The following is a 24,591-nucleotide window of genomic DNA, read 5'->3' on the forward strand; positions in this document are numbered from 1 at the left end:
TGGCGAGGGAAACGTGAACGATTTTTGGGGCTTTGTCGGCAGAACTTATGAACGCGCGATGCCAGATTTCTGGCTGCGCATGAATCCAAAATACCAATGGGCCTTTGGTATTGCCCTGTTGATCTGCCTGTGGCTCGCCACGGGGCTGTTCCGGCAGGGGGCGCATGCCGACACTGCTGCCACCAAGACAGCCGAAACGCCGACCGTGCGGGTGGCCCGGCTGGTCGCCACGCCGCATGAGGCCCTCATCCCTGTGCGCGGCCGCACCGAAGCGCTGCACCAGGTCGATGTGCGGGCGGAAGTTGATGGCGTCGTCTCGGCCATCCATTTCGAAAAAGGCGACCGGGTTAAAGCCGGACAGGTGCTCTGTGAGCTGAAGGTCAACGACCGCGGCGCGCGCGCCACCCAGGCCGAGGCGCAAATGGCACAGGCGCAAAAGGAACTGGAAGTCGCCAAGGAACTCTACAAGGAAGGCTTCCGCTCCAAGACCCAGATGGCGCAGTCGCAAGCGACCTATGAAGCCGCCAAGGCTGGCGCAGCCACCATGAACATCCAGCTCGCCAATACCAAGATCAAAGCGCCCTTCGCCGGCATCGTGGACGAGCGTTATGCTAATCTTGGCGATTACCTTCAGGTCGGCAACAAATGCGCCATGGTGGTCGCCCCTGAGCCTTTCCTGGCGGTCGGCACATTGTCTGAGGACGTCGTTGGCCAAGTGCATCCCGGCAACAAGGCGCGGGTGAAGCTTGTGACCGGTGAGATGGTGGATGGCACGGTGCGCTTTGTCGCCGAGCATGCCGATCCCAACACCCGCACCTTCCGCGTCGAAATCGAGCTCCCCAATCCCAAGGCGCTTCTGAAGAGCGGCGTCTCGGCCGATATCGGCATTGTCCCGAGCAAGATGCTGCCTGCCCATAAGATATCGCCCGGTATCCTGGTGCTGGAAGATTCCGGCGTCGTCGGTGTGCGTGTGGTGCAGAAGAACATCGCCCGCTTTATCCCGGTGAAGGTCATTTCGGATGGGCCAGACGGCATGTGGATCGCAGGCCTGCCACCAACGGCTGACGTGATCGTGGTCGGTCAGGAATTCGTCGGTAATGGCGAGAAGGTGAAAGCCGTCTTTGAGCGTGCGGGCAAGGCGTCATGACCAAAATTGTCGAATGGGCGGTCGCCAATACCAAACTGATTGGCGCCCTGATCCTGATGGTGATCATTGGCGGCATCTACGCCATCACCACCATCCCGAAGGAATCCGATCCCGACGTTCCGATCCCCTATATCGGCGTCTATGTCTCCTATCCCGGTGTCAGCCCTGAGGACAGCGAGCGGCTGATCCTGCGCCCGCTGGAAACGGCGCTGCGTTCGGTGCAGGGCATTCGCCATGTGAATGCCTGGGCCTATCAAGGCGGCGTGAGCATCAATATCGAGTTTCAGGCCGACACCAAGATGGCTAAGGCCTTGGCCGATGTGCGCGCGCAGGTCGATTCCACCCGCTCACGCCTGCCTAAGGAAGCCGATCCGCCGGTCATCAGCGAAGCCTCGACCAGCGATAATCCGGTGATCACCGTGGCGCTGTCGGGCAATCTGCCGGAACGCGCGCTGTTGCACATCACCCGTGCGCTGCGCGACGAAATCCGCATGATCCCCTCTGTGCTGGAAGCCGAGATCAACGGCGCCCGCAACGAGCTTCTGGAAATCACCATCGATCCGGCAAAGCTCGAGACCTATGGCATCACCCAGACCGAGATCTATAACGCCGTCACCAGCAACAATACGCTGATCGCGGCGGGCACGATCGAGACCGGCAAGGGCAGCTTCCAGGTCAAGGTGCCGGGCGTCATCGCCACGGCGCAGGACGTCTTGAACCTGCCGATCCGCGCCACCGCGGATTCGACCATCCGGCTGCAGGACGTCGCCCAGGTGCATCGCACCTTCGTCGATCCCAACAGCTATGCGCGCATGAATGGCCAGCCCACCATGGGCATCGAGGTCAAGAAGCGCGTCGGCACCAACCTGATCGAAACCAACGCGAAGGTGAAGGAGATCGTCGAGAAGGCCCAAAAGACCTGGCCGGCCGGCGTGCACGCCACCTTCATGTTCGACCAATCCACCTTCATCGCCGAGCAGCTTGGCTCGCTCTTCGATTCCATCCTGCTCGCCATCATTCTTGTGATGGTGATCATCGTGGCGGCGCTGGGCGTGCGGTCTGGCCTGCTCGTCGGCATCGCCATTCCGACCTCGTTCCTGATGGCGTTCCTGGTGCTGAATGGTGTCGGCTACACTCTCAACTTCATGATCATGTTTGCCATGCTGCTCGCCGTGGGCATTCTGGTGGACGGCGCGATCATCGTTGTCGAATACGCCGACCGCAAAATGACCGAGGGCCATCCGCCGAAACAGGCCTTCGCCGAAGCGGCGGTGCGCATGTTCTGGCCGGTGGTGAGTGCCACCGCCACCATGATCGGCGCCTTCGTGCCGATGCTGTTGTGGCCGGGTATCGTCGGCTCTTTCATGAGCTACTTCCCGATCACGCTGATCGCGGTCCTGACCTCTTCCATGATCGTGGCGCTGATCTTCCTGCCTGTGATGGGCGGCTGGTTCGGCAAGCCCCCGGCACATGATGAGGAGCACGAGAAGGCCATCGCGGCGAGCGAGCATGGCGATTGGCACGACATCCCCGGCATCACCGGCTGGTATGCCCATTTGGCTGAAAAGCTGACCCATCATCCGGGGCGTGTGATGCTCGGCGCGGCGGGTATCGTGATCGCTGTGCTGGTGTCCTTCGTATTTTTCAACAAGGGTATCGAGTTCTTCGTCACCACCGACCCCGACATGGCGAGCATCTATGTCTCGGCACGCGGCAATCTTTCGGCGGCGGAAAAACGCGATCTCTTGATGCAAGTCGAAAACCGCATCGAGGGCGTGGAGGGCATCAAATATTTCTATGCCCGCACCGGCAGCGGCGGCAACAATGCGCCTGTGGACGTCATCGGCCGCATTACTGTCGAAATGAAGCCGATGGAAGAGCGCACGCGGACGGGTAAGGCCATCCTCGAAGAAGTGCGCAAACGCACGACGGGCATGGCAGGCATCCGCGTGGAGGTGCGCGAGCCGCAATCGGGCCCCTCCAACTCCAAGGATGTCGTGGTCGACGTGACCAGCGAGGATTTCGGTTCGCTGCTGCAAGTCGTCGACGCGGTGCGCCGCCATATGGATGCCAGCCCCGAACTGCGCGATATCGAAGATACCCGCGCGCTTCCCGGAATCGAATGGAACATGCAGATCGACCGCGAACTGGCGAGCCGCTTCGGCGTCAACACCTATGAGGTTGGCACGGCAGTCCAGCTCGTCACCAACGGCATCTATGTGGCGCGCTATCGCCCGGACGATACCGACGAAGAAGTCGATATCCGCGTGCGGTATCCCTCGCTCGATCGCGGCGTGCATGCGCTCGACGATTTGCGTATCCCCACCAACAACGGTGTGGTGCCGATGTCGAGCTTCGTGAAAGTGGTGCCCGGTCCCAAAACCAACACCATCGAGCATGCCGACAGCCGGCGCGTCTATCACATCCGTGCCAATATGAAGCCCAACACCATTCTGCCCAATGCCGAGATGGCCAAGATCAAGGAATGGATCGGAAAGCAGAACTTCCCTTCCAATGTCCACGTGGCCTTCAAAGGCTCGACCGAGGACCAGGATGAATCCATGGCCTTCCTCAGCATCGCGGGGATCATGGCGCTGGGTATCATCGCGGTGGTGCTGCTCGCCATGTTCAACAGCATCTATCACACCTCGCTGATCCTGGTGGCGGTGATCCTTGCCATGATCGGGGCCCTCCTCGGCATGGTGGTGATGGGGCAGACCTTCTCGGTCATCATGACGGGGACAGGCCTTCTTGCGCTGGCGGGCGTGGTGGTGAACCACAACATCGTCTTGATCGACACCTTCCACCGCCATCTGAAGGACGGCATGGAACCGATCGAGGCGGTGATCCGCTCCAGCGCCCAACGTCTGCGGCCGGTGTTTCTGACCACCATCACGGCTATCGGTGGCCTTCTGCCGATGATGTATGCGGTCGAGATCGACTTCTGGCAGCGCTCGGTCACCATCGGCAGCGTCAATGCGATGATGTGGATTCAGATCTCCACCGCCATCGTCTTCGGCCTCGCCTTCTCCAAGATGATCACCTTGGGCCTGATCCCGGCCATGCTGGCCCTGCCCTATCGCATGAAGGAAAAGCGTGCGGCCCGGCGGGCGGCGAAGGAAGCCCACGAGCTCCGGCTAGCCGCGGAATAAACTTCCTGTGATCGATTCTAAAAAAGGGCTCGCTTCCGCGGGCCCTTTTGCGTTTTGGTCGCAATGGAGGCGCGGAGCCGCAGCACCCGGCATTGGTGGGCGGGCGTGAAGTTGCTAACCTCGCGTCAGGCACCATAGGGCTGGAATCATGAACTTTAAGTTGCGCCGCGCGGCACTGGCCGTTGCTTTGGCCAGTGGTTTTTTGTGGAGCGCGGGCGACGCCGCCAAGGTCACCCTGACCCAGCAGACTCAATGGGTCAAAACCGATGTGCCGCAAGACCCCAGCGTCACCACCGGCACCCTGCCCAATGGCATGCGCTATGTGATCCAGCACAACGCCCACCCCGAACACGCCGTCTCGTTCAGCCTGCGGGTGGCGACCGGCTCCTTCGATGAGAATCCCAAACAGGCCGGGCTTTCCCATTTTATCGAGCATCTAGGTTTTCGCGGCACCACCCACATCCCCGATGGCGAGGTGGTAAAGATGCTTCAAAGCGTGGGCCTGGTCTTCGGTTCGGATTCCAACGCCTATACCAGCGCGGACGCGACGGTCTATTTCTTCGACTTCCCCAAGAACGACCAGAAATCGCTCGATACCGGCTTCCTTCTCACCCGCGAGATCGTGAGCGAAATGCGCTTCGATGCCAAGGTGGTCGATTCCGAACGCCAGGTGGTGCTCTCTGAATATCGCCTGCGGGACACGCCGCAACGGCGCATGGGCAAGGCCTATCAGACCACCCTTTATGGCGCAGAGCTGGGAACGCAATTCGAAGCCATCGGCACGGAGGCAACGGTCGGCGCGGCCACGGCGGAAGATTTGAAGGCCTATTATCAGGCGCAATACCGCCCCGAGCGCACCGTGCTGATCGTGGTGGGCGATATCGATCCCAAAGCTATCGAGGCCGAGATCAAGGCCCGCTTTTCAGATTGGAAAGCTTCGACGCCCAAGCCCAAGGCCCCAACCTTCTCCTATCCTGATCCGCGCGAGAAAGCCGCCGTCACCCTGTTCGTGGAAAACGGTGCCAATGCGGGCGTGCAATTCGCCTGGGTGAAGCCCTATGACGGCACCCCCGAAACCAAAGCGCGTGACGCCAGAAATACAGAGCGTGAGATCGCCTTGCGCGTGCTCAACGCCCGCTATCGCGAGCTCGCCACCTCGGCAGATCCGCCCTTCCTGGGCGCGGGCGCGGGCGCGGCCAATACCATGCGTGTGGCCTATACGGTCGGGCTCGGTGCCAATTTCGGCACGGGCGATCCATCGCGCGCCATCAAGGCGCTGCGCCAGACGCTGCTTACCACCTTGCGCGATGGCGTGAACCAGGATGAGGTCGACCGCGCCATCGCGCAGCAGCGCACCGCGCTTAAAGCCGCGATCACCGCCGCCCCCAGCCGCAAGAACAATCAGCTCACCGGGCATTATGTGAGCAGCGTGGCCGGGCCAGAGGTGATGGATGCGCCGGACAACTGGCTTGTCATGTTCGAAGGCGGCGCACAGGGCCTGACGGCGGCACGCGTCAACGCCGTGCTGAAAGAGCTCTTCACCGGTGCTGAACCGATGATTTTCGTCACCAGCCCCAAGCCGATTGAAGGCGGGGAAGCGGCGCTCGCCGCGGCCTATGAAGAGGGCGGCAAGCTGCCCGAAGCTGTGGCCGAGAAGACCGCGCCGGTCGCTTGGCCCTATACCGATTTCGGGCCGGCAGGCACTGTGGCAAGCCAAACCAAGATCGAAGATCTCGGCACGACCTTTGTCACCTTTGCCAATGGCGTGCGTGCCACCATCAAGCCGACCAAATATCAGGCGGGGCAGATTCAGCTCTCGCTGCATTTCGGCCATGGCCGTTTCGGCTTGCCCAAGGGCCACGCTGTGCCCGCTTGGGCTATTGGCGGCGCGCTGGGGGGCGGCGGCCTTGCAAAGCTCAGCAATGCCGATCTGCCCAAGGCGCTGGCTGGCAAGCAGGTGGGCGCACAGCCCGAGATGGGCGAATCCGCCTTCCTGATCCAAGGCCAAACCCGCCCGGAAGATCTTCTGGCGCAGCTACAATTGATGACCGCGATGCTGACCGATCCCGCCTGGCGGCCGGAAGGGCTGAAGCAGAGCCGCTCGCAGATGGAAACCGCCCTGGCGCAGGTGAAGACCACGCCACAAGGCGTGTTCAACCTCAATTTCTGGGCCATCCATCATAATAACGATGCACGCTGGCAGCCGCCCGCGCCCGAAGCGGTAACCGCGGTCGAGCTTGAGGCGGTGAAGGCCTTGATCGAGCCCGCGCGCAAAACCGGCCCGGTGGAAATCATCATCGTGGGAGACGTTTCGGTGGAGGACGCTATCGCGGCGCTGAAGCCGACGCTGGGCGCCATCGCCAAACGCGAGGTCGAAACCAAGCTCTTTCCCGGTCATGAAGAAATGCCCAAGGCTGGCGGTGCCCCCTTCGTGCTGCGCTATTCTGGCAAAAGCCAGGAAGCCATGGCGATGATCACCTGGAAAACCACCGGCATGTTCACCGATCTGCAGATGCCGCGCACCCTGGTGGTGCTGGAACATGTCATGCGCCAGCGCCTGTTCGACGAGCTGCGCACCAAGGAAGGCATCACCTATAGTCCCGGCACGCATGCCGCCAACTCCTGGACCACCAAGGATTGGGGCATCCTCTCGGTGATGGCGACGGTGCCCTCACCCAAGCTCGCCGATTTCTATGCGGCGGTGGACAAGGTGGCGAGCGATCTGCGCGACCACGAACTCACGCCCGAGGAATTTGAACGCGCCCGCGGACCGCTGGTGAATGAGGCCACGCATTCGGAAGAGAATAATGGCTGGTGGCTGGGATCGCTTTCGGGCGCACAGATCGAACCCAAAGTGCTGGATATGATCCGCCAGCACATCCCGGCCTATAAGAATGTCACCGCTGCCGATGTGCAGAAAGCGGCCAAGATGTTCCTCACCAATGACCGCGCCTATCGCGTGATCGCAGCGCCGGAAGGTTTCGCGGTGCCGGAGAAACTGCCGTAGTTCCCAAAACGATCATGGCCGGGTTTGAATCCCGGCCGTGATTGTATGGACTAGCTTACCTCCGCCACATGCGCGGCGGCGGGGTTCACATCGGGGTCGGCTTCGATTTCCTTGATCTTCTCACGAGCCTCTTGCGCGGCGCGCTGCTTATCCCACATCGCGGCGTAAGCGCCCTTTTTCGCGATCAGGTCGTCATGACGGCCACGCTCGACGATCTCGCCCTTTTCCAAGACCAGAATCTCATCGGCATCGACCACGGTCGAAAGACGGTGCGCGATAACCAGGGTGGTGCGGTTCTTGGACACCTCATTGAGGGCGCTTTGGATTTCGCGTTCGGTATGGGTATCGAGCGCGCTGGTGGCTTCATCCAGAAGCAGGATCGGCGGGTTCTTCAAAATCGTGCGCGCGATGGCGACACGCTGCTTCTCGCCACCCGATAGCTTCAGCCCACGCTCGCCCACCTGCGCCTGATAGCCATTGGGCAAATCGCGGATGAATTTGTCGATCTGGGCCAGCCGCGCGGCCTCTTCGATCTCATCATCCGAGGCGCCGATGCGGCCATACCCGATGTTGTAACGCACGGTGTCGTTAAACAGCACGGTATCCTGCGGAACGATGCCGATAGAGGCGCGCAAAGAGGCCTGCGCCACCTCGCGGATATCCTGACCATCGATCACCACCCGGCCGGAAGAGATATCGTAGAAGCGATAAAGAATGCGGCTGATGGTGGACTTGCCCGCGCCCGAGGGGCCGACAATGGCGACCGTCTTGCCCGCCGGTACGGTGAAGCTGATGCCTTTCAGGATGGTGCGGCTGGGCTCATACGAGAACACCACGTTTTCAAAACGGATTTCCCCGCCCGAAACCGCGAGCGCCGGGGCGCCGGGCTGATCGGTCACCTCTTGTGGCCGGTTGAGCAGACGGAACATGGAATCCATATCCACCAGCGCCTGGGTGATTTCGCGATAGACTGTGCCGAGCAGATTCAGCGGCACATAGAGCTGCAGCAGGATGGCATTGGCGGTGGCGAAATCACCGACCGTGTAGTGCCCCTTCTGGATGCCCATCGCCACCAGCACCATAACGAGGCCCATGCCGACCGCGATGATCGCCGCCTGCCCGGTGTTGAGGATGGAGAGCGAAGTCTGCGACTGGATGGAGGCGTTGGCGTATTTCTCCATCGAGCGGTCGAAGCGCACCGTCTCGTGCTTTTCGGCGTTGAAATACTTCACCGTCTCGTAATTGAGAAGGCTGTCGACAGCTTTGGTGTTCGCGTCCTGATCCGAAAGGTTCATGTCGCGGCGAAACTGGATGCGCCAGCGCGTGATCGCGAAGGTGAACCAGACATAGAGCCCGACCATCGCCAACGTCACCACCATGATGGAGAAGCTAAGCGTCAGGAACATTTCCACGCTGAAGACGATGAGGAGGAACAGCGTCGGGAAGATCGAGAAAATCGCGAAGGAGAGCAGCGTATCGATGCCCTTGGTGCCGCGTTCGATGACTCGACTAAGCCCGCCGGTCTTGCGTTCAAGATGGAAGCGCAAGGAAAGCGAATGCAAATGGGCGAAGGTCTTCACGCCCACCTCCCGCAAGGCGTGATACTGCACCTTGGCAAAAATGCCGTCGCGCAGCTGCGCCATGGCCTGCATCAGGATGCGCGCCACGACATAAGCGCCGATCCAGCCAAAGGCGATGCCCAATGCAATGGTGGCGGGCGGCTGCTCAGCCAGCAGATTGGTGACGCGGCCCATGAAGAGCGGGAACGCACCGGTCGCGGCAATCGCCGCCACAAGGCAGACCATCGCCACCACCACGCGGGCGCGCAGATCGGGCCGCCCCTTGGGCCAGAGATAGGGCATCAGCATCCAGAGCGGACGCAGGGAGGGTACGCCTTCACCCTCTTCGAGTAGGGACCTTGCCATCTCTCATCCTTTTCGGGCGGTGCGCCCCTTTGGTAGGACGCGCGCACCGTTGCTGCAACTATTCCGCGCGGGCTTTTTTGCGGAAACTGACCCGGCCATCCAGCGCCACCAGCACCAAGGCCAGCCAGACACAGCCAAAAGTCGCCGCGTCAGTCACGGTGAACCTCTCGCCCAAGACCAGCACCGCAATCGCGAGCGTGATGGAAGGCGAGAGATATTGCAGAAAGCCGAGCGTAGACAGGCGCACGCGGCGCGCGCCCGCGGCAAAGAGGGTCAGTGGCAGCGCGGTGAGTGGCCCGCCAAACAAGAGCAAAGCATCGCGGGTGATATGCGTAGAGGTGAACGCACCCGTACCTTGCGCGCCCCAAAAGAGGAGCGCGCCCGCGGTAACCGGAAAAAGAATAAGGGTTTCGACGGTGAGCCCATCAAAGGCGGCAATCGGGGTCTGCTTGCGCACATAACCATAAAAGCCGAAGGACACCGCGAGGGTCAGCGCGATCCAGGGAAAATGCCCCAACCCCGCCGCCTTGAACGCCACGGCGAGGGTGGCAAGCGCAATGGCGGCGATACGCATGGCGGATAGCTTTTCGCCCAACAGCACCACACCCAAAGCAATCGAGAGCAGCGGGTTGATGTAATAGCCGAGAGAGGCTTCCACCAACTCATGGCTTGCGACAGCGTAGATATAGACCGTCCAATTGATGGCGATGAGAATGCTTGAAACTGTCAGCGCAAGGATCACTTTGCGCGTCTTGAACACCGAGAGGATGATGGGCAGCCGCCCCATCGCGGCGCAAACGATGACGCCGAAGAGCGCGCACCACACCATGCGGTGGAAGGAAAGTTCAAGCGGGGGAACATCACCCAGAAGGTGCCAATAGAGCGGCAGCACACCCCACAGCCCATAGGCCGAGGCGGCATAGAAAATGCCCGTGCTCTCCTCAGATTTCCCGCTCATAAACTCTATGTAAGGCAAAATGCCCGCACGACACCCCTCAATTTCGCGTGCGGGCTATGCGTTGCGCGGGAAGCCTTACGGCTTTGCCCCATCACGCAATAATTTCAGATAGATGGCATCGATCAGCGCCTCGAAGGAGGCATCGACGATGTTCTCCGACACGCCCACGGTGGAAAAGCGCGTGCCCTTGCCATCTTTGGATTCCACCATGACGCGGGTGATGGCTTCCGTGCCCGCGGTGAGGATACGGACCTTATAATCGGTCAGCGAAAGATCGGCGAGCAGGCCCGAATATTTGCCGAGGTCCTTGCGCAGCGCGTTGGAGAGCGCATCCACCGGGCCGTGGCCGACATCGACATTGTAAAGGGTTTCGCCATCGACACGCACCCGCACCGTGGCTTCCGACACCGTGGTGAGTTCGCCCATCGCATTGTGGCGCTTTTCCACGATGACGCGGAAGCTATCGACTTCGAAAAACTCCGGCACTTCTCCCAGCGCGCGCCGCGCCAAAAGCTCGAAAGAGGCTTCGGCGCCATCGAAAGTGTAGCCAAGGTGCTCGCGCTGCTTCACGTCATCGAGCAGCTTGGTGAGACGCGGGTCTTTGGCATCGACATCAATCCCCGCCGCCGCAAGCCGCGCCAGAAGATTGGATTTTCCCGCCTGATCGGAGACCAGAATTTTGCGCGCATTGCCGACGCTTTCAGGCGGCACATGTTCATAGGTACGCGTGTCCTTCAGCATGGCCGAAGAATGAAGCCCGCCCTTATGCGCAAAGGCCGAGGGGCCGACATAAGCGGCATGGCGCGCCGGCGCGCGGTTGAGGATTTCATCCAGCATGCGGCTGGCGCGGGTGAGGGTTTTGAGCTGCTCGGCGCTGATGGAGGTTTCCACCAGCGAGGCAAAAGGCTCTTTCAAGATCAGCGTCGGGAGGATGGCGCAGAGATTGGCATTGCCGCAGCGCTCACCCAAACCATTCAGCGTGCCTTGCACCTGGCGCACGCCCGCGCGCACCGCTTCCAGGCTGACGGCGACGGCTTGTTCAGTGTCGTTATGGGCGTGAATGCCAAGCCGCATCTCGGGGAACCGCGCCTTCACCTCGGAGACGATGCGATAAACATCGGCGGGCATGGAGCCGCCATTGGTATCGCAGAGCACGACCCAATCCGCTCCGCCATCCGCGGCGGCTTTCAAACACGAAAGCGCATAGGCCGGATCGGCCTTATAACCATCGAAGAAATGCTCGGCATCGAAGAGCGCTTCGCGGCCTTTTTCCTTCACCGCTGCGATGGAGCCGGTGATGCTTTCGAGGTTTTCGGAAAGCGGAATACCGAGCGCGACTTCGACCTGAAAATCCCAGCTTTTGCCGACCAACGTAACCGTATCGGCGTTGGCATTGACCACCGCGCCGAAGCCCGGATCGTTGGAAATGCTGCGCCCGGCGCGCTTGGTCATACCGAAAGCGGCGAGCCGCGCATGGCCGAAGACGGGGCGGGTTTCGAAGAATTCGGTATCGCCGGGATTTGCGCCCGGCCAGCCGCCTTCGATGGTGTCGATGCCGAGCGCATCGAGCGCTAGCGCAATCTCGCGCTTATCGCCGACCGAGAAATCGACCCCCTGGGTTTGGGCACCATCGCGCAGGGTGACATCGTAGAGATAGAGATGGTCGCGGCTCATCGCTTCACCTCCCAGGTGGTGCCTTGCGGGCCGTCTTTCAGCACGATGCCTTTGGATAAAAGCTCGTCGCGAATGCGGTCGCTTTCGGCGAAGTTTTTCGCTTTGCGGGCTGCGGTGCGGGCTGCGATCTGCTCGCCAATCCAAGCCTCATCGAAGCGGGCACGGCCAACCGCCTCGAAACGGTAAGGATCAATGCCGAGGAAAATGCAGTCGGTCAGAAGCTGCGTTGCGGTCTGCACCGTATCGATGCCCGCCCGCAGCGTGTTGGCAAGTTCGTGCAGCCGGGCAATGGCGGCGGGCGTATTCAGATCGTCGCTCAAAGCCTCCATCAACGCAGCACTGGGCGCGAGGCCCGCATTGGCGACATAGGCCGCGATATCGGCATCGTTTCCAAGGCCCAACACCATCTCACCGATATTCTGGAACTGGTGCAGCGTATGCGCCGCCACCGACAGTGCATTGGCCGTCCAATCAATTGGCTGGCGGTAATGCGTGGAGAGCATGGCGAGCCGCAGCGCATCCCCCGGCCATGGCTGACCCGCGAATTTGTCGGTATCGAGAAGCTCGCGAATAGTGATGAAGTTGCCCAGGCTTTTGGACATCTTCTCGCCTTCGACCTGCAAGAAGCCGTTATGCATCCAGACTTGCGCCAAGGGGGCGCCGTGGTGGCAGCCTTCGGATTGGGCGATTTCGTTTTCATGATGCGGGAACATCAGATCGACGCCGCCGCCATGAATATCAAAGGTCTTGCCCAAGAGCGCGCCGCCCATCACCGAGCATTCGATATGCCAACCCGGACGGCCGCGGCCCCAAGGCGATTCCCAGCCGGGCACGCCCTCGTCGGACGGCTTCCACAGCACGAAATCCATCGGGTTCTTCTTATAGGGTGCCACTTCCACGCGGGCGCCCGCCATCATCTCATCCAGCGAGCGACGCGAAAGCTTGCCGTAATCGGGTTTGGACGAGACGTCGTAGAGCACATGACCTTCGGCAGCATAAGCATGGCCGGACGCGATCAGCGCCTCGCACATCTGGATCATGCCCTCGACATATTCGGTGGCGCGCGGCGTGTGGTTGGGGAGCAAGCAGCCCAGCGCGGCGACATCATCGAGATATTGCTTGGCGGTGCGGTTGGTGACCTCTACCCGCGCCTCTTCCACACTGACACCCTTGGAAGCCGCGATCTCAGCAGCGCGCGCGTTGATCTTGTCGTCGATGTCCGTGATGTTGCGGACATAGGTGACGTGCTCGGCGCCATACGTGTGGCGCAGCAGCCGGTAGAGCACATCAAACACGATGGCCGGGCGCGCATTGCCGATATGGGCATAGTCGTAGACCGTCGGTCCGCAGACATACATCCGCACATTGCCGGGATCGATCGGCGTAAACTCTTCCTTCTGGCGGGTGAGCGTGTTGTGGAGGCGGATGGACATGGTGATCACTTTGCGAGGCTGAATTTCAGGTCACTGCGTCTTGTCATGGCCCGCAACTGCGGGCCATCCAGGTGGCGCCGCACAGTCCTACCCTAAAAAGGCGCTGTCTTGCAGCTCTTCGGGCGGAGCAACCCAAACTGGGTGGCCCGCAGTTGCGGGCCATGACATTTTGGGATGTGGGCGGGCAAAAGGGGATCGTAGCGGCGTTAGCCGCAAATTCGGCAGGTGATGATGGCCGAAAATTTCACGCCGTTTCCCCGTTCAATCGGGCGAGTGCCCGCGTCCGTCCCATCAGGGGTAGCAGCTTTTTCAGCTCCGGTCCATGCTCCAGGCCGGTCAAGGCCAAGCGGAGGGGGTGGAAAAGGTCCTTGCCCTTCCGGCCCGTGGCGGCCTGAACCGCCTTGGTGAAGACGCCCCAACTGGTCTCATCGAAGGGTTCGGGCGGCAGAACCGCAGCCGCGGCGGCGGCAAAGCCCGCATCCTCGATCACCGGCGTCACCGGCCCTACCACCAGCGGCCACAGCGTGGTGACATCGGCAATGCGGGTGAGATTGGCTTTCACCGCCTCCCAGAACGCCTCCCCGCCCACACCAGCCGCTTCCAGCCGGGGTGCAACCGCAGTGTAGGGCAAAAGGTGGAGCAGCTTGGCGTTGAGATTGGTCAGCTCCGCCGGATCGAAATGGGCGGGCGCACGGGCGATTTTTTCCATGGCGAAACCGGCGACGAGCTCATCCATGGAGGCAAAGGCCGCGATGGGGTCGGAGGTGCCGGTCTTGGCGAGGTAGCTCGCCAGCGCCATCGGCTCCAGCCCGTCATCGCGCAGCATGGCGAGGGAGAGCGAACCCAGACGCTTGGAGAGAGCCTCGCCGCCCGCGCCGATGAGCAGCGGGTGATGCGCGAAGGCCGGGGCTTTGCCCTTACCTGCCAGGGCCTCGAAAATCTCGATCTGCACGGCTGTGTTGGTGACGTGATCCTCGCCGCGAATGATATGGGTGATGTTGAAATCGACATCATCGACCACAGACGGCAGGGTGTAGAGGAAGCGGCCATCCTCGCGGATCAGGACGGGGTCCGACAAATGCGCAGTGTCGATCTCGACCTCGCCACGGATGAGATCGGTCCACTTCACCTTGGTCTGTGAGAGCTTGAAGCGCCAATGAGCGCGGCGGCCCGAGGCTTCCAGCGCTTCACGCTCTTCGGCGGTGAGCTTCAGCGCGGCGCGGTCATAGACCGGCGGCTTGCCGGACGCGATCTGGCGCTGGCGTCGGCGGTCCAGCTCCATCGCGGTTTCATAGCAAGGATAAAGCAGCCCAGCCGCTTTCAGCTTGTCGGCAGCCGCCTGATGGGCGGGCGAACGTTCGGACTGGCGGGCGAAAAGATCATGTTTGATGCCGAGCCAGCGGAGAACATCGATGATCGCGTCCTCATATTCCTGCTTGGAACGCTCCGTATCCGTATCATCGATGCGCAGCAGGAATTGGCCGCCTGTCTTGCGCGCGAAGAGATAGTTCACAATGGCCGTGCGGGCATTGCCGACATGCAGCAAACCAGTGGGCGACGGGGCAAAACGGACTACAGTGCTCATCGAGCATCCCGGAAAGCATTGGTGATGGGATAACGCCGGTCGCGGCCGAAATTGCGAGGGCCGATTTTCACGCCCGGCGGGGCTTGGCGACGCTTGTATTCGGAAATGTATAAGAGATGCTCGACACGCTTCACCGTGGCGGGCTCATAGCCGAGCGCAACGATCTCTTCGAAGGCCATTTCCTTTTCGACCAAGCAAAGAAGGATGGCATCGAGGATTTCATACGGCGGCAGGCTGTCTTCGTCTTTCTGGTTTTCGCGCAGTTCAGCGGACGGCGGTTTGGTGATGATGCGCTCCGGAATGACGAGCCCTTGCGGGCCGAAACCGCCAGACGGCAAATGCGCATTGCGCCAATGGCAGAGCGCGAAGACATCCATCTTGTAGATGTCTTTCAGCACATTATAGCCGCCGCACATATCGCCATAGAGGGTGGCATACCCGACGCTCATCTCGCTCTTATTGCCGGTGGTGAGCACCATCGGGCCGAATTTGTTCGAGATCGCCATCAGGATCAGGCCACGAATGCGCGACTGAATGTTTTCTTCGGTGGTGTCGGCTTTCTTCCCCGCGAATACCGGCGAAAGGGTCAGGCCGAACGCTTCCACGGCTTTCTCAATCGAAATACTCTCATAAGCCACGCCCAACAGCTCGGCACAGGCTTTGGCGTCATCGAGGCTATCCCGCGAAGTATAGCGCGACGGCATCATCACGCAGCGCACGCGATCTTTGCCCAGCGCATCCACGGCGACCGCGGCAGACAAGGCGCTGTCGATACCGCCGGACATGCCCAGCACCACACCAGGGAAACGGTTCTTGTTGACGTAATCCCTGAGGCCCAAAACCATCGCCTGATACATCGACTGCAAGCGATCTTCGGACGGCGCCTTCTCACCAGGGGCACACACCCAAATACCGTTTTCCTTGCGCCAATGGGTGAGAACCGTTTCTTCGCGCCAGGCCGGCAGCGCCCAAGCCACCGATTTGTCGGCATTCACCACCAGCGAGGCGCCATCGAAGACAAGCTCGTCTTGCCCGCCGACCTGATTCAGATAGACGAGCGGCAAGCCGCTTTCGACCACACGCTCCGTGATGAGGTTGAGGCGGACATCTTCCTTGCCGACCTCATAGGGCGAGCCATTTGGCACCAGCAAAATTTCGGCGCCCGTCTCGGCCATGCATTCGACCACTTCGGGCGTCCAGATGTCTTCGCAGATCGGCACGCCAATGCGCACACCGCGCACTGACAATGGCCCGGTGAGGGGCCCCGACGAGAAAACGCGCTTCTCGTCGAAGACGCCGTAATTGGGCAGATCGTGCTTCAAGGTGCGGGCGGCGATACGGCCCTCTTCCAGAAGCGCGACGGCGTTATAGAGCATGCCCTCTTCGCGCCAGGGCATGCCCATCAGCACGGCGGGCCCGCCATCCTTGGTATCGGCAGCGAGGGTTTCCACGGCCTCACGCGCGTCATCCTGAAGGGCGCGCTTTAAAACGAGATCTTCTTGCGGATAGCCGGTGATGAACATCTCAGCGAAGAGGATGACATCAGCCTCGGGCACAGAGGCGCGCGCGGCGCGGGCCTTGGCGAGGTTGCCGGATAAATCGCCCATGATCGGGTTGAGCTGGGCGAGCGCGATGCGAAGTTTGTCGGTCACGGGACGTGTTTAGCGCGGGTGGGCGAGAAGGGAAAGCTCGCCGTCTCTCTATCGTCATGGCCGGCCACCGAGCCGGCCATCCAACTTGGCTCGCGCACATGGATGGCCGGGTCAAGCCCGGCCATGACGGGATAATACAGGCAGACTCTTAGCGCGCGGCGGCGACCACGAAATCGCGGCGGCTGCGGCTTTTGATGGTCCGCTCGGCAGCTTCGTCGATCAGTAGCGCGGTGTTGAGGGCGTTGCGGGCCTCTTCCGGGCGCACCAGCGGCTCGCTGCCGGTTTGGACGGCGCGCACGAAGGACGACACCGACTCGCCCAGCGGGTCCGCCAGATCGATCGAATTCAGCGGGCGCGGGGTGGTGTTCTTCACCGTGCGGGCGAGGAAATCGACTTCGACCACGCCATCGGTATAGACCGCGCGCATACCGCGACTACGGGCTTCGGCAATACGGCTGGTTTCGAGGCGGGCGACAGAGCCATTCTCGAACAGAAGCGCGGCGTTGACCTCATCGCAGAGGAGCGATTGCTCGGAACGGCCGCGCGCTTGCACGCTGCGCACCTCGCCCGGAATGAGCTGATGCACCAAATCCAGATCGTGGATCATAAGATCCAGCACGACGGAAACATCGGCGCCCCGGCCCGTCCAGGGGCCCTTACGCCAGCAGGAAACTTCCAACGGGGTCTCGGTCTGGCCGAGAAGGCCGAAATGCGAGAAGACGAAGCGTTCCTGATGGCCGACCGTCAACACCCGGCCCGTGGAGCGGGCCAACGCGACGAGGTCGTCAGCTTCTTCAATTTCGGTCGCAATCGGTTTTTCCACCAGCACATGCGCCCCAGCATTGAGGAAGGCGCGGACGATGGAAGAATGGGTCACGGCAGGCGTGCAAACGCTGACGAGGTCGACCTTGCCGAGCAGCTCACGCCAATCGGCAACGCAGGGCGCGCCGTAATTAGCCATGGCAGTTCGGCGGACCTCTTGCGACGGATCGGCGATGGCAACCAGCTCGACGCCGTTAAGCGTCTTGTACTTGCCAGCATGGTGACGCCCAAAGGCGCCCGCTCCGATCACGGCGGCTTTCAAGGTTCCATCCTCACGCAAAACACGAATGGGCGACACAGGAATTCCCCCGTTGCGACAGGTACATAAATGCTCCTGCCGCCGTCAGGCGCGAGTCATAATATGTTTCGTGATGTTACACCGGCACCTACGAGGCGTGGCCGAAGCCGCGACTGATCCTCAACAATTAGGTTAAATCATTGCCCAAAAAGGACAATCTGCGCTGCCCCACAACCCTTGCGGCTGTCTGCGCTGTCACAGCTATTGCGACGGGTTGATACAAATCCTGACGCAGGGCTACTTCATCAGATAGGGCGAGCCGCTGCCGGAGCTTCCCGCGATGCTGAGAGTCGTCTGCGGCGCGATCGTCCAGGTGCTGGAATTGACGATCAGCGAGTCGACTACCACCGTGACGTGATCGGAGCTGACCGTCGCGCCCGAGTTCATCACTAACTGCCGGCTGGGCAAATAGATCAGCCCATCGAGGTTGTGGCCTTTGGAGTCATCGAACAGGAACTGGCTCGAGGAGAGGCCGGGCGCCTCATACATCAGGATGCCGGCATAGCTGCCCGAGCTTGGCGCAGACAGGCTGGCGCTGACCCCGCTGTTGAATTGGATCTTGGAGCTATCCGCGAAATAGAAGGTGACGCCTGTGCCGCTCCAGGTGCCGCCATTGACGTTCCAGCCGCCGCCTTTGATGACATAGACGCCGGGCTGGAAGCTCACGCTTGGGGCGTTGTTGAAATTGTACCAGCCGCAATAGACCCCAGGGCTCAACACCACCGGACCGCCATTGTAATTGCCGCCATTGCAATCCGGCGCCGAGGTGGACGGCACCGGCAGCTTGCCCGCGAAAGGATCAGGCTGCACCGCGCATTTGGTGGACAGGTTGGGATGCGTGCCGCCATTATCGAGAATGCTGGAGCTGGCGATGCAGGTCTTCTTGGTGTTGAGGGTGGAGCCCCCATTGAAGATCGCAGCCGGCGAGGCGGTGCTGGCGACATCGACCTCGCATTGACTGGCTTCGATATCGGCGCCGGAATTCATCAGCAGGGTCTGGGAATTGTTCTTGTTGAGGATCAGCACGCAAACCGATGTGGAAGCCCCCATCTTGGCCGTGGCGCTGGCGCTCACGCTCATGCTTTTGATCCCCGCCATCGGCAGGAAATTCGTGGCCACGGTCGCGGTGACCTTGCCCGTGAAACTGCCATCGCCATTGGTTGAGAAGACGGGCGCACTGATCGCGGCGAAGCTGCTCTTGGGCTCTGCGGCGAAAACATTGGCGGCGGCGGAGGCATTGTTGCTGGCTGCAGCCCCCGCCAGCGTTGCCGCGTCGATGGCATTCTGCAGTTCAGTCTTGGCGTTCAGCGCCGAGATGAAATCGACCGCAGCGCCCGCCGCCACCATCGCCGGCACTAAAGACAGCGCATAGATCACGGCGACGTTGCCGCTCATCTCGCGATGAAAGCGCTTACAGCATTGAACGAGTTTTATGAGCGACATGGGGCATATAGCAATTTGCAGGACACCCCATGCTGCGCGTTACGGTGGTAACAACCGGTAAACTTGCCGGGCGAAAAATCCCGTAATAGGGGTAGCTACGGATCAGTTAACACCTTTGGACTTGAGGTGCGGCGCGTATTTCTGGTCAGAGCCGAGAATATGGCTCGTCAGCCAGTCCTTGAGGAAGTTCATCACCTGAATGGTGAGGACGCTCGGCCCCTTTTGATCATAGACCTGCTGGATTTCCTTCACCCGGCGCACCAGGTCTTCATGCTCTTTCTTATGCGCGGCAGCATCGCCATAGCCGGTGCGCGCAAAGAGATCCTCTTCAAATTTGAAATGGGTGGCCGTGTAGTCGATCAGCCCCTTCAACACCGGGCCGACCACCTCTTTGCCTTTGCCCGCTATCATGCCGTCATGAAGCTGGTTGACCAGCGTGACAAGCTTCTTGTGCTGATCATCGATACTTCTGATACCGACGCTCAGCTTCTCACTCCAAGCCACAAGGGCCATGTTTTAACTCCCGCCAAAAAAGCGCGTCCCCACCGCGCCTATCCGGGAGACATAAGGGAGAACCCCTAACTGCGAGGTTAAACCACCACAATTTGTAGGGAATAAAAACAAGCAGAGAGGGTGCGACTTAACGCTTCAGCCACACTTATTCTTTGCTGCCGGAGCCGCTGGCAAGAAGATTGGCGAGCGAGGCATAGACGATATAGCCGAGCAGCAAAGGACCGAGCCCGATCAGGAGCCCGCCCGAAATCCCGGTGAAGGCCGCGCAAGGCAGAAGCGCCAGCACCGAGCCGACAAACAGGCATTGGATGCCGAGAATGGCGACAACGCCCAGTGTGGCGGCCAAGGCGGTGAGGCTTAAGCCATGCGGATGCAAAGCGCGGTCGAGGCGGATGGCTTCGGCAGCCTGGCGCAAGCGGGACACCGCAGAGGCTGCGAAAATCATCGCCAGCAGCCAAGACACCGCCGAGGCCAAGATGCGCCCCTCTTCCGGTCCGCAGGTGCCGATCCGGCCCGCGATAACCGCCTGCCCCGGCACGACATAAGCGATGGCCCGGGCAAGGCCTTCGCCAAACTCCCCCGCCAGATGCGCGGGTGCGAGCCAGACCTGTGTGGCAAAGATCAGCGCGGCGAAAACAAACAACACCACATCATCGAAGCCCGGCAGCGCCACGGCGAGCTTCTTTTCCTTGATGGTGGCGGTGTGGTGATGAAAGCCATCAGAAGAGGCGCCATAGCCGCCCACAAACAACAGCCCCATCGCCGCAAAAAGGCTGACCGCAATCAAAACCTGCGGCAGCACGATTTGAAGATTACCGCCCGAAAGAAGGGCCTGGCGCAGCGCATGTGCACCGGCAAAGAAGCAGACAAGCACCCAGCCCTTTGCCAACAAACGCGCTGCACCCATAGACATCCCCACGAGGCCCGATTTCAGGCCGTTAGTGTTCAGGCGGCGAACCCGGCATCCTTCATGCGTTCGGCGCGAATGCTCTCTGCCATCAGGAAGGCCAGTTCGATCGCCTGGCTGGCATTGAGGCGCGGATCGCAATGGGTGTGGTAACGCTTCTGCAAATCCTCTTCGCCGATGGCCTGAGCGCCGCCCAGGCATTCGGTGACGTTCTGACCGGTCATTTCGAAATGCACGCCGCCCGCATGGGTGCCTTCGGCGCGATGCACCTCGAAGAAGGCTTTGACCTCTTTCAGGATGCGATCGACAGGGCGCGTCTTGTAGCCAGTGCCGGATTTGATGGTGTTGCCATGCATAGGATCGCAGGACCACACCACGCTTGCCCCTTCCCGCTTCACGGTGCGGATAAGGCGCGGCAGATTCTCGGCCACCTTATCGGCGCCGAAGCGGCAGATCAGGGTTAAACGGCCAGGCTTGTTCTCGGGATTGAGAGTCTCGCAAAGCCGCGCCAGATCGTCATTGGTCATCGACGGGCCGCATTTGAGGCCGACAGGGTTCTTGATGCCGCGCATGAACTCGACATGCGCACCTCCGGGTTGACGGGTGCGATCGCCGATCCAGAGCATATGCGCGCTCGTGTCGTACCAATCGCCCGAGGTGGAATCGACGCGGGTGAGCGATTGCTCGAAGCCGAGGAAAAGCGCCTCGTGGCTGGTGTAGAAATCGGTGGTGCGAAGCTGGGGCACGGTTTCCGGCGTGATGCCGCAAGCGCGCATGAAGTCCAGCGTTTCGGTCACACGTTGCGCGAGGCTTCTGAATTGTTCGCCGGCCGGCGACCCCGCGATGAAGCCCAACATCCATTGATGGACATTGTGCAGATCGGCATACCCGCCATTGGTGAAGGCGCGCAGCAGGTTCAGCGTCGCCGCCGACTGGGCATAGCCCTCCAACAGGCGCTGCGGATCAGGGATGCGCGCCTGCGGGGTGAAATCGATACCGTTGATATTGTCGCCACGATAGGACGGCAGGGAGACGCCATCGCGGGTCTCGAAATCATCCGAGCGGGGCTTGGCGAACTGGCCCGCGATACGGCCCACCTTTACCACCGGAACGCCCGCGGCAAAGGTCAGCACAATCGCCATCTGCAACAACACGCGCAGCGTGTCGCGGATGTTGTTGGGGTGGAATTCGGCAAAGCTCTCGGCGCAATCGCCGCCTTGGAGCAGGAAAGCCTTGCCCTCGGCCACCTGGCCCAGCGACGACATAAGATTGCGCGCCTCGCCCGCAAAAACCAGCGGCGGGTGGGTTTGCAGACGTTTTTCTACAGCCGCAAGCGCCGCCGTATCCGGGTAGGCGGGGACTTGGACAATCGGCTTTTCGCGCCAGGACGACGGGGACCAGACCACAACAATCTCCTTCAAGGGGATCGGGTATAGGGGAAAGGTCAGAGCTTTTCCAGAACAGCGTCACGTGACGGCAAAAGGGCGGACCATGCCGCACCCGAACGTGACCGGCGCGCGGTGGACGGCGCCCCTATCCTCAGCGATTATGTCAGGCAAATAAGGACTTGGCCGGAGCACCGGCCCTCCAGGGGAAATAATCATGCGCCATCCATTGCTGGCCGGAGCTGCGCTCCTTCTTGCCGCTTGCACGACACCACCGCCGGCCCCGCCGCCGCCACCTGTGGAGAAGCCCGCGCCAGCGACCGCTCAGTTTTCCAATTTCCGCTATGAGGGCCATGACGCGGTCTATGACCAATTGAAGGCGGGGCCGAAGCAATATCTGAACCCGATCCAGCCGGGCTATTACCCCGACCCCTCGATCCTGCGCGTGGGCAAAGATTATTACCTCGTCAATTCGAGCTTCACCCATTTCCCCGGCCTGCCGATCTGGCATTCGACCGATCTCACCCATTGGACGCAGATCGCCAATGCGGTGGACCGCACCTCCCAAGTGAAGTTCGAGGGGCTGGAGAATTCGCGCGGGCTTTATGCGCCCGCCATCAACTATCACGACGGCACGTTCTATATCGTGAACACCTGTGTCGATTGCGGCGGCAATTTCATCATCACCGCGAAAGATCCCAAGGGCCCGTGGTCCGATCCCATCTGGCTGCCCTTTGAAGGCATCGATCCGTCCATCACCTTCACCGAGGATGGCAAGGCCTATATCGTCAACAATGGCGCGCCCGAAGGCGAGCCGCTCTACAATGGCCATCGCGCCATCTGGATGCAGGAATACGACCTTGCCACGCAGAAGATGGTCGGCCCGCGCAAGGTGGTGGTGAATGGCGGCGTCGATATTTCCAAGAAGCCCGTTTGGATCGAAGGCCCGCATCTCTATCACATCAAGGGCTGGTACTATCTGATGTGCGCGGAAGGCGGCACGGCGGAACAGCATTCCGAAGTGATCTTCCGCTCCAAGACGCTGTGGGGCCCCTTCGTGCCCTATAAGGCCAATCCCATTCTCACCCAGCGCGATCTTTATCCGGGCCGCGAATTCCCCGTGACCTCTACCGGCCATGCGGATTTGGTTCAAACCGATAAGGGCGAATGGTTCGCGGTGTTCCTGGGCACCCGCCCCTATTCTGGCGATCTCTACAATATCGGCCGCGAAACCTTCATGCTGCCGGTGACCTGGAAAAACGGCTGGCCGATCATTCTGAAGAAAGGCGAGCATGTGCCCTTCGCGGTGACGCGCGCCAAACTGCCGGAGGGCGAAGGCACCATCCAAACCGGCAATATCACGCGCGATATCGCCTTCGATGGACCGAAGCTCAGCCAGGAATGGGTGATGATCCGCACGCCCTCCGAAGACTGGTATAGCGTTGGTGGCGGCGCACTGACTTTGAAGGCGCGCACCGCCGCCATTGGCGGCAAGAGCAATCCGAGCTTCATGGCGCTGCGCCAGCGCCATAGCGATGCCAGTGTGACAACGACGCTGTCCTTCGCGCCGAAAATCGATGGCGAACGTGCTGGATTAGTCGCCTTCCAGAACAGCAACTTCTTCTATTTCTTCGGGCTGGTGCGGGATAAAGGCGCGCTTTCAGTCTGCGTCAGCGCCAAATCCGAAAAGAGCGACAGTGCCCATGGCACCACACTCGCCTGTGCGCCCGCGAAAGACGGCAAAGTGGTCTTGAAGATCGCCATCAGCGGCGGCAAGGCGGATTTCCTCTATGGCCCTTCCGCCGATCAGCTTACCGCCCTGGTGAAGGACGGTGATGCCACCATCCTCTCCACCCACAAGGCAGGCGGCTTTGTCGGCACAGTGATCGGGCCTTACGCCTTCACGCCCTGACGCCGCCTGAGCGCGGCTAAGCCAACAAGAAAGACTGCAAGCGTGGGGGCCTCGGGAACGGGGTCCCCATTTTGTTTTTCACCTTGCGCATCCAGGCTGATGTAAATCTGGAAATCCGCAGCGGCCTCAGCATTCGCGGCGAGCGGGCCGAGCGAAAATTCGCTCTCGCTGGCATCGGGAGATGAGACGCCACAAGACATGCGCTGGCGCACGGTAGGAGTGGGAATGCCGCTCGACATATTGCAGCCTTGCAGATCGAACAGTGCGGGCCCGCGCACCACACTGAAAAACGAGGCGTATTCGCGCCCACCATGATCAACCGAGGCGCCCACATTCGGCCCACCGGGATTGAAGGCGCTGTAGCTGGTCGCGAAAACAAACCGACCGTCAAAATTGCGCGGACCGTTATTCACCAGCACAAGGCTGGACAGCGCATCAATCTCTGCACGGTGCAGGGTGCCATCATCGCTCATCACCGATGCGCTTTGGCGATCCGCGCAACCGAGCCCATTCGCAACGGCACTGCCGGTACACATCAGCGAAACACCGGCGGGCAGACTGGCGTGGCGGCCCTGCCCATCCAGATAATATGAGAAGTTCGCCTGCCAAAAGGCTTCCCGAACAGAAGCGATGGCAGTCGCTCGCGCGGGAGCCGCCAGCAGCAGCACCGCACCTATCGCGCAAAAGAGCTTAGTCTTCCCCATAAGCGGAGAATGCACAGAGCAAAGAACTATGACAAGCGCGACGTTTCGCCTTTTACAACCAAGCCAATTGTTTG

General features: G+C 60.9%; 16 protein-coding genes. 4 read left to right on the forward strand and 12 right to left on the reverse strand.

What is annotated here, in order from left to right; translation table 11 throughout:
- Positions 1 to 13 precede the first annotated feature (13 nt).
- The 3 genes from FHS83_RS02615 (at position 14) to FHS83_RS02625 (ending at position 7,306) form a co-directional block, all read left to right on the forward strand.
- Positions 14 to 1,147, forward strand: coding sequence for an efflux RND transporter periplasmic adaptor subunit (locus tag FHS83_RS02615; RefSeq protein ID WP_167080603.1), 1,134 nt, complete (start codon positions 14 to 16; stop codon positions 1,145 to 1,147).
- Positions 1,144 to 4,299 (forward strand): efflux RND transporter permease subunit, encoded by a 3,156-nt coding sequence (locus FHS83_RS02620; RefSeq protein WP_167080605.1) that lies wholly within the window; start codon positions 1,144 to 1,146, stop codon positions 4,297 to 4,299. The genes FHS83_RS02615 and FHS83_RS02620 overlap by 4 nt, the downstream gene beginning before the upstream one ends.
- Positions 4,300 to 4,447: 148 nt before the next feature.
- Positions 4,448 to 7,306 (forward strand): M16 family metallopeptidase, encoded by a 2,859-nt coding sequence (locus tag FHS83_RS02625; RefSeq protein ID WP_167080607.1) that lies wholly within the window; start codon positions 4,448 to 4,450, stop codon positions 7,304 to 7,306.
- A 50-nt stretch (positions 7,307 to 7,356) separates the two neighbouring features.
- Here the strand turns inward: FHS83_RS02625 and FHS83_RS02630 are convergent, their stop codons facing one another.
- The 11 genes from FHS83_RS02630 to FHS83_RS02680 form a co-directional block, all read right to left on the reverse strand.
- Positions 7,357 to 9,231 carry an ABCB family ABC transporter ATP-binding protein/permease gene (locus FHS83_RS02630; protein WP_167080609.1) on the reverse strand — a complete coding sequence of 625 codons (1,875 nt, stop codon included), beginning with the start codon at positions 9,229 to 9,231 and terminating at the stop codon, positions 7,357 to 7,359.
- Positions 9,232 to 9,289: 58 nt separating this feature from the next.
- A complete protein-coding gene (gene rarD / locus FHS83_RS02635; RefSeq protein ID WP_167080611.1) occupies positions 9,290 to 10,189 on the reverse strand; it encodes an EamA family transporter RarD in 900 nt (299 codons plus the stop codon).
- A 75-nt stretch (positions 10,190 to 10,264) separates the two neighbouring features.
- The gene (gene cimA / locus FHS83_RS02640; protein WP_167080613.1) at positions 10,265 to 11,863 is read right to left on the reverse strand and encodes a citramalate synthase; all 1,599 of its coding nucleotides are present in this window, start codon (positions 11,861 to 11,863) and stop codon (positions 10,265 to 10,267) included.
- On the reverse strand, positions 11,860 to 13,296 hold the full coding sequence (gene cysS / locus FHS83_RS02645) for a cysteine--tRNA ligase (protein ID WP_167080615.1): 1,437 nt from the start codon (positions 13,294 to 13,296) through the stop codon (positions 11,860 to 11,862). The genes cimA and cysS overlap by 4 nt, the downstream gene beginning before the upstream one ends.
- Before the next feature lie 244 nt (positions 13,297 to 13,540).
- Positions 13,541 to 14,881: a glutamate--tRNA ligase gene (gene gltX / locus FHS83_RS02650; protein WP_167080617.1), complete on the reverse strand. Its 1,341-nt coding sequence runs from the start codon at positions 14,879 to 14,881 to the stop codon at positions 13,541 to 13,543.
- Positions 14,878 to 16,533: an NAD+ synthase gene (locus FHS83_RS02655; RefSeq protein WP_167080619.1), complete on the reverse strand. Its 1,656-nt coding sequence runs from the start codon at positions 16,531 to 16,533 to the stop codon at positions 14,878 to 14,880. The genes gltX and FHS83_RS02655 overlap by 4 nt, the downstream gene beginning before the upstream one ends.
- A 148-nt stretch (positions 16,534 to 16,681) precedes the next feature.
- Complete coding sequence (locus FHS83_RS02660; RefSeq protein WP_167080621.1) at positions 16,682 to 17,653, reverse strand: Gfo/Idh/MocA family oxidoreductase; 972 nt, start codon at positions 17,651 to 17,653, stop codon at positions 16,682 to 16,684.
- A gap of 237 nt (positions 17,654 to 17,890) precedes the next feature.
- Positions 17,891 to 19,048 (reverse strand): Tad domain-containing protein, encoded by a 1,158-nt coding sequence (locus FHS83_RS02665; protein ID WP_167080623.1) that lies wholly within the window; start codon positions 19,046 to 19,048, stop codon positions 17,891 to 17,893.
- A 150-nt stretch (positions 19,049 to 19,198) separates the two neighbouring features.
- The gene (locus FHS83_RS02670; protein WP_167080625.1) at positions 19,199 to 19,609 is read right to left on the reverse strand and encodes a bacteriohemerythrin; all 411 of its coding nucleotides are present in this window, start codon (positions 19,607 to 19,609) and stop codon (positions 19,199 to 19,201) included.
- 145 nt (positions 19,610 to 19,754) lie between these two features.
- Positions 19,755 to 20,516 carry a hypothetical protein gene (locus FHS83_RS02675; RefSeq protein ID WP_167080627.1) on the reverse strand — a complete coding sequence of 254 codons (762 nt, stop codon included), beginning with the start codon at positions 20,514 to 20,516 and terminating at the stop codon, positions 19,755 to 19,757.
- Between the two features lie 38 nt (positions 20,517 to 20,554).
- Entirely contained in the window at positions 20,555 to 21,928 is a 1,374-nt protein-coding gene (locus tag FHS83_RS02680) for a class II 3-deoxy-7-phosphoheptulonate synthase (protein WP_167085208.1), read from the reverse strand.
- 190 nt (positions 21,929 to 22,118) lie between these two features.
- On the opposite strand from FHS83_RS02680, the gene FHS83_RS02685 reads away from it, so the two are divergent.
- The gene (locus FHS83_RS02685) at positions 22,119 to 23,813 is read left to right on the forward strand and encodes a glycoside hydrolase family 43 protein (RefSeq protein WP_167080629.1); all 1,695 of its coding nucleotides are present in this window, start codon (positions 22,119 to 22,121) and stop codon (positions 23,811 to 23,813) included.
- Here FHS83_RS02685 and FHS83_RS02690 read toward each other — a convergent pair.
- Entirely contained in the window at positions 23,795 to 24,517 is a 723-nt protein-coding gene (locus tag FHS83_RS02690; protein ID WP_167080630.1) for a hypothetical protein, read from the reverse strand. The genes FHS83_RS02685 and FHS83_RS02690 overlap by 19 nt on opposite strands.
- Positions 24,518 to 24,591 lie beyond the last annotated feature (74 nt).

Origin of the sequence: Rhizomicrobium palustre (genome assembly GCF_011761565.1) — a bacterium.
Classification (GTDB): Bacteria; Pseudomonadota; Alphaproteobacteria; order Micropepsales; family Micropepsaceae; genus Rhizomicrobium; species Rhizomicrobium palustre.

Bases quoted from the DNA above. Each gene is read 5' to 3' on its own strand.
- FHS83_RS02620 (WP_167080605.1), top strand. From the start codon at position 1,144: ATGACCAAAATTGTCGAATGGGCGGTCGCCAATACCAAACTGATTGGC.
- FHS83_RS02625 (WP_167080607.1), top strand. From the start codon at position 4,448: ATGAACTTTAAGTTGCGCCGCGCGGCACTGGCCGTTGCTTTGGCCAGT.
- FHS83_RS02630 (WP_167080609.1), bottom strand. From the start codon at position 9,231: ATGGCAAGGTCCCTACTCGAAGAGGGTGAAGGCGTACCCTCCCTGCGT.
- rarD (WP_167080611.1), bottom strand. From the start codon at position 10,189: ATGAGCGGGAAATCTGAGGAGAGCACGGGCATTTTCTATGCCGCCTCG.
- cimA (WP_167080613.1), bottom strand. From the start codon at position 11,863: ATGAGCCGCGACCATCTCTATCTCTACGATGTCACCCTGCGCGATGGT.
- cysS (WP_167080615.1), bottom strand. From the start codon at position 13,296: ATGTCCATCCGCCTCCACAACACGCTCACCCGCCAGAAGGAAGAGTTT.
- gltX (WP_167080617.1), bottom strand. From the start codon at position 14,881: ATGAGCACTGTAGTCCGTTTTGCCCCGTCGCCCACTGGTTTGCTGCAT.
- FHS83_RS02665 (WP_167080623.1), bottom strand. From the start codon at position 19,048: ATGAGCGGCAACGTCGCCGTGATCTATGCGCTGTCTTTAGTGCCGGCG.
- FHS83_RS02670 (WP_167080625.1), bottom strand. From the start codon at position 19,609: ATGGCCCTTGTGGCTTGGAGTGAGAAGCTGAGCGTCGGTATCAGAAGT.
- FHS83_RS02675 (WP_167080627.1), bottom strand. From the start codon at position 20,516: ATGGGTGCAGCGCGTTTGTTGGCAAAGGGCTGGGTGCTTGTCTGCTTC.
- FHS83_RS02685 (WP_167080629.1), top strand. From the start codon at position 22,119: ATGCGCCATCCATTGCTGGCCGGAGCTGCGCTCCTTCTTGCCGCTTGC.
- FHS83_RS02690 (WP_167080630.1), bottom strand. From the start codon at position 24,517: ATGGGGAAGACTAAGCTCTTTTGCGCGATAGGTGCGGTGCTGCTGCTG.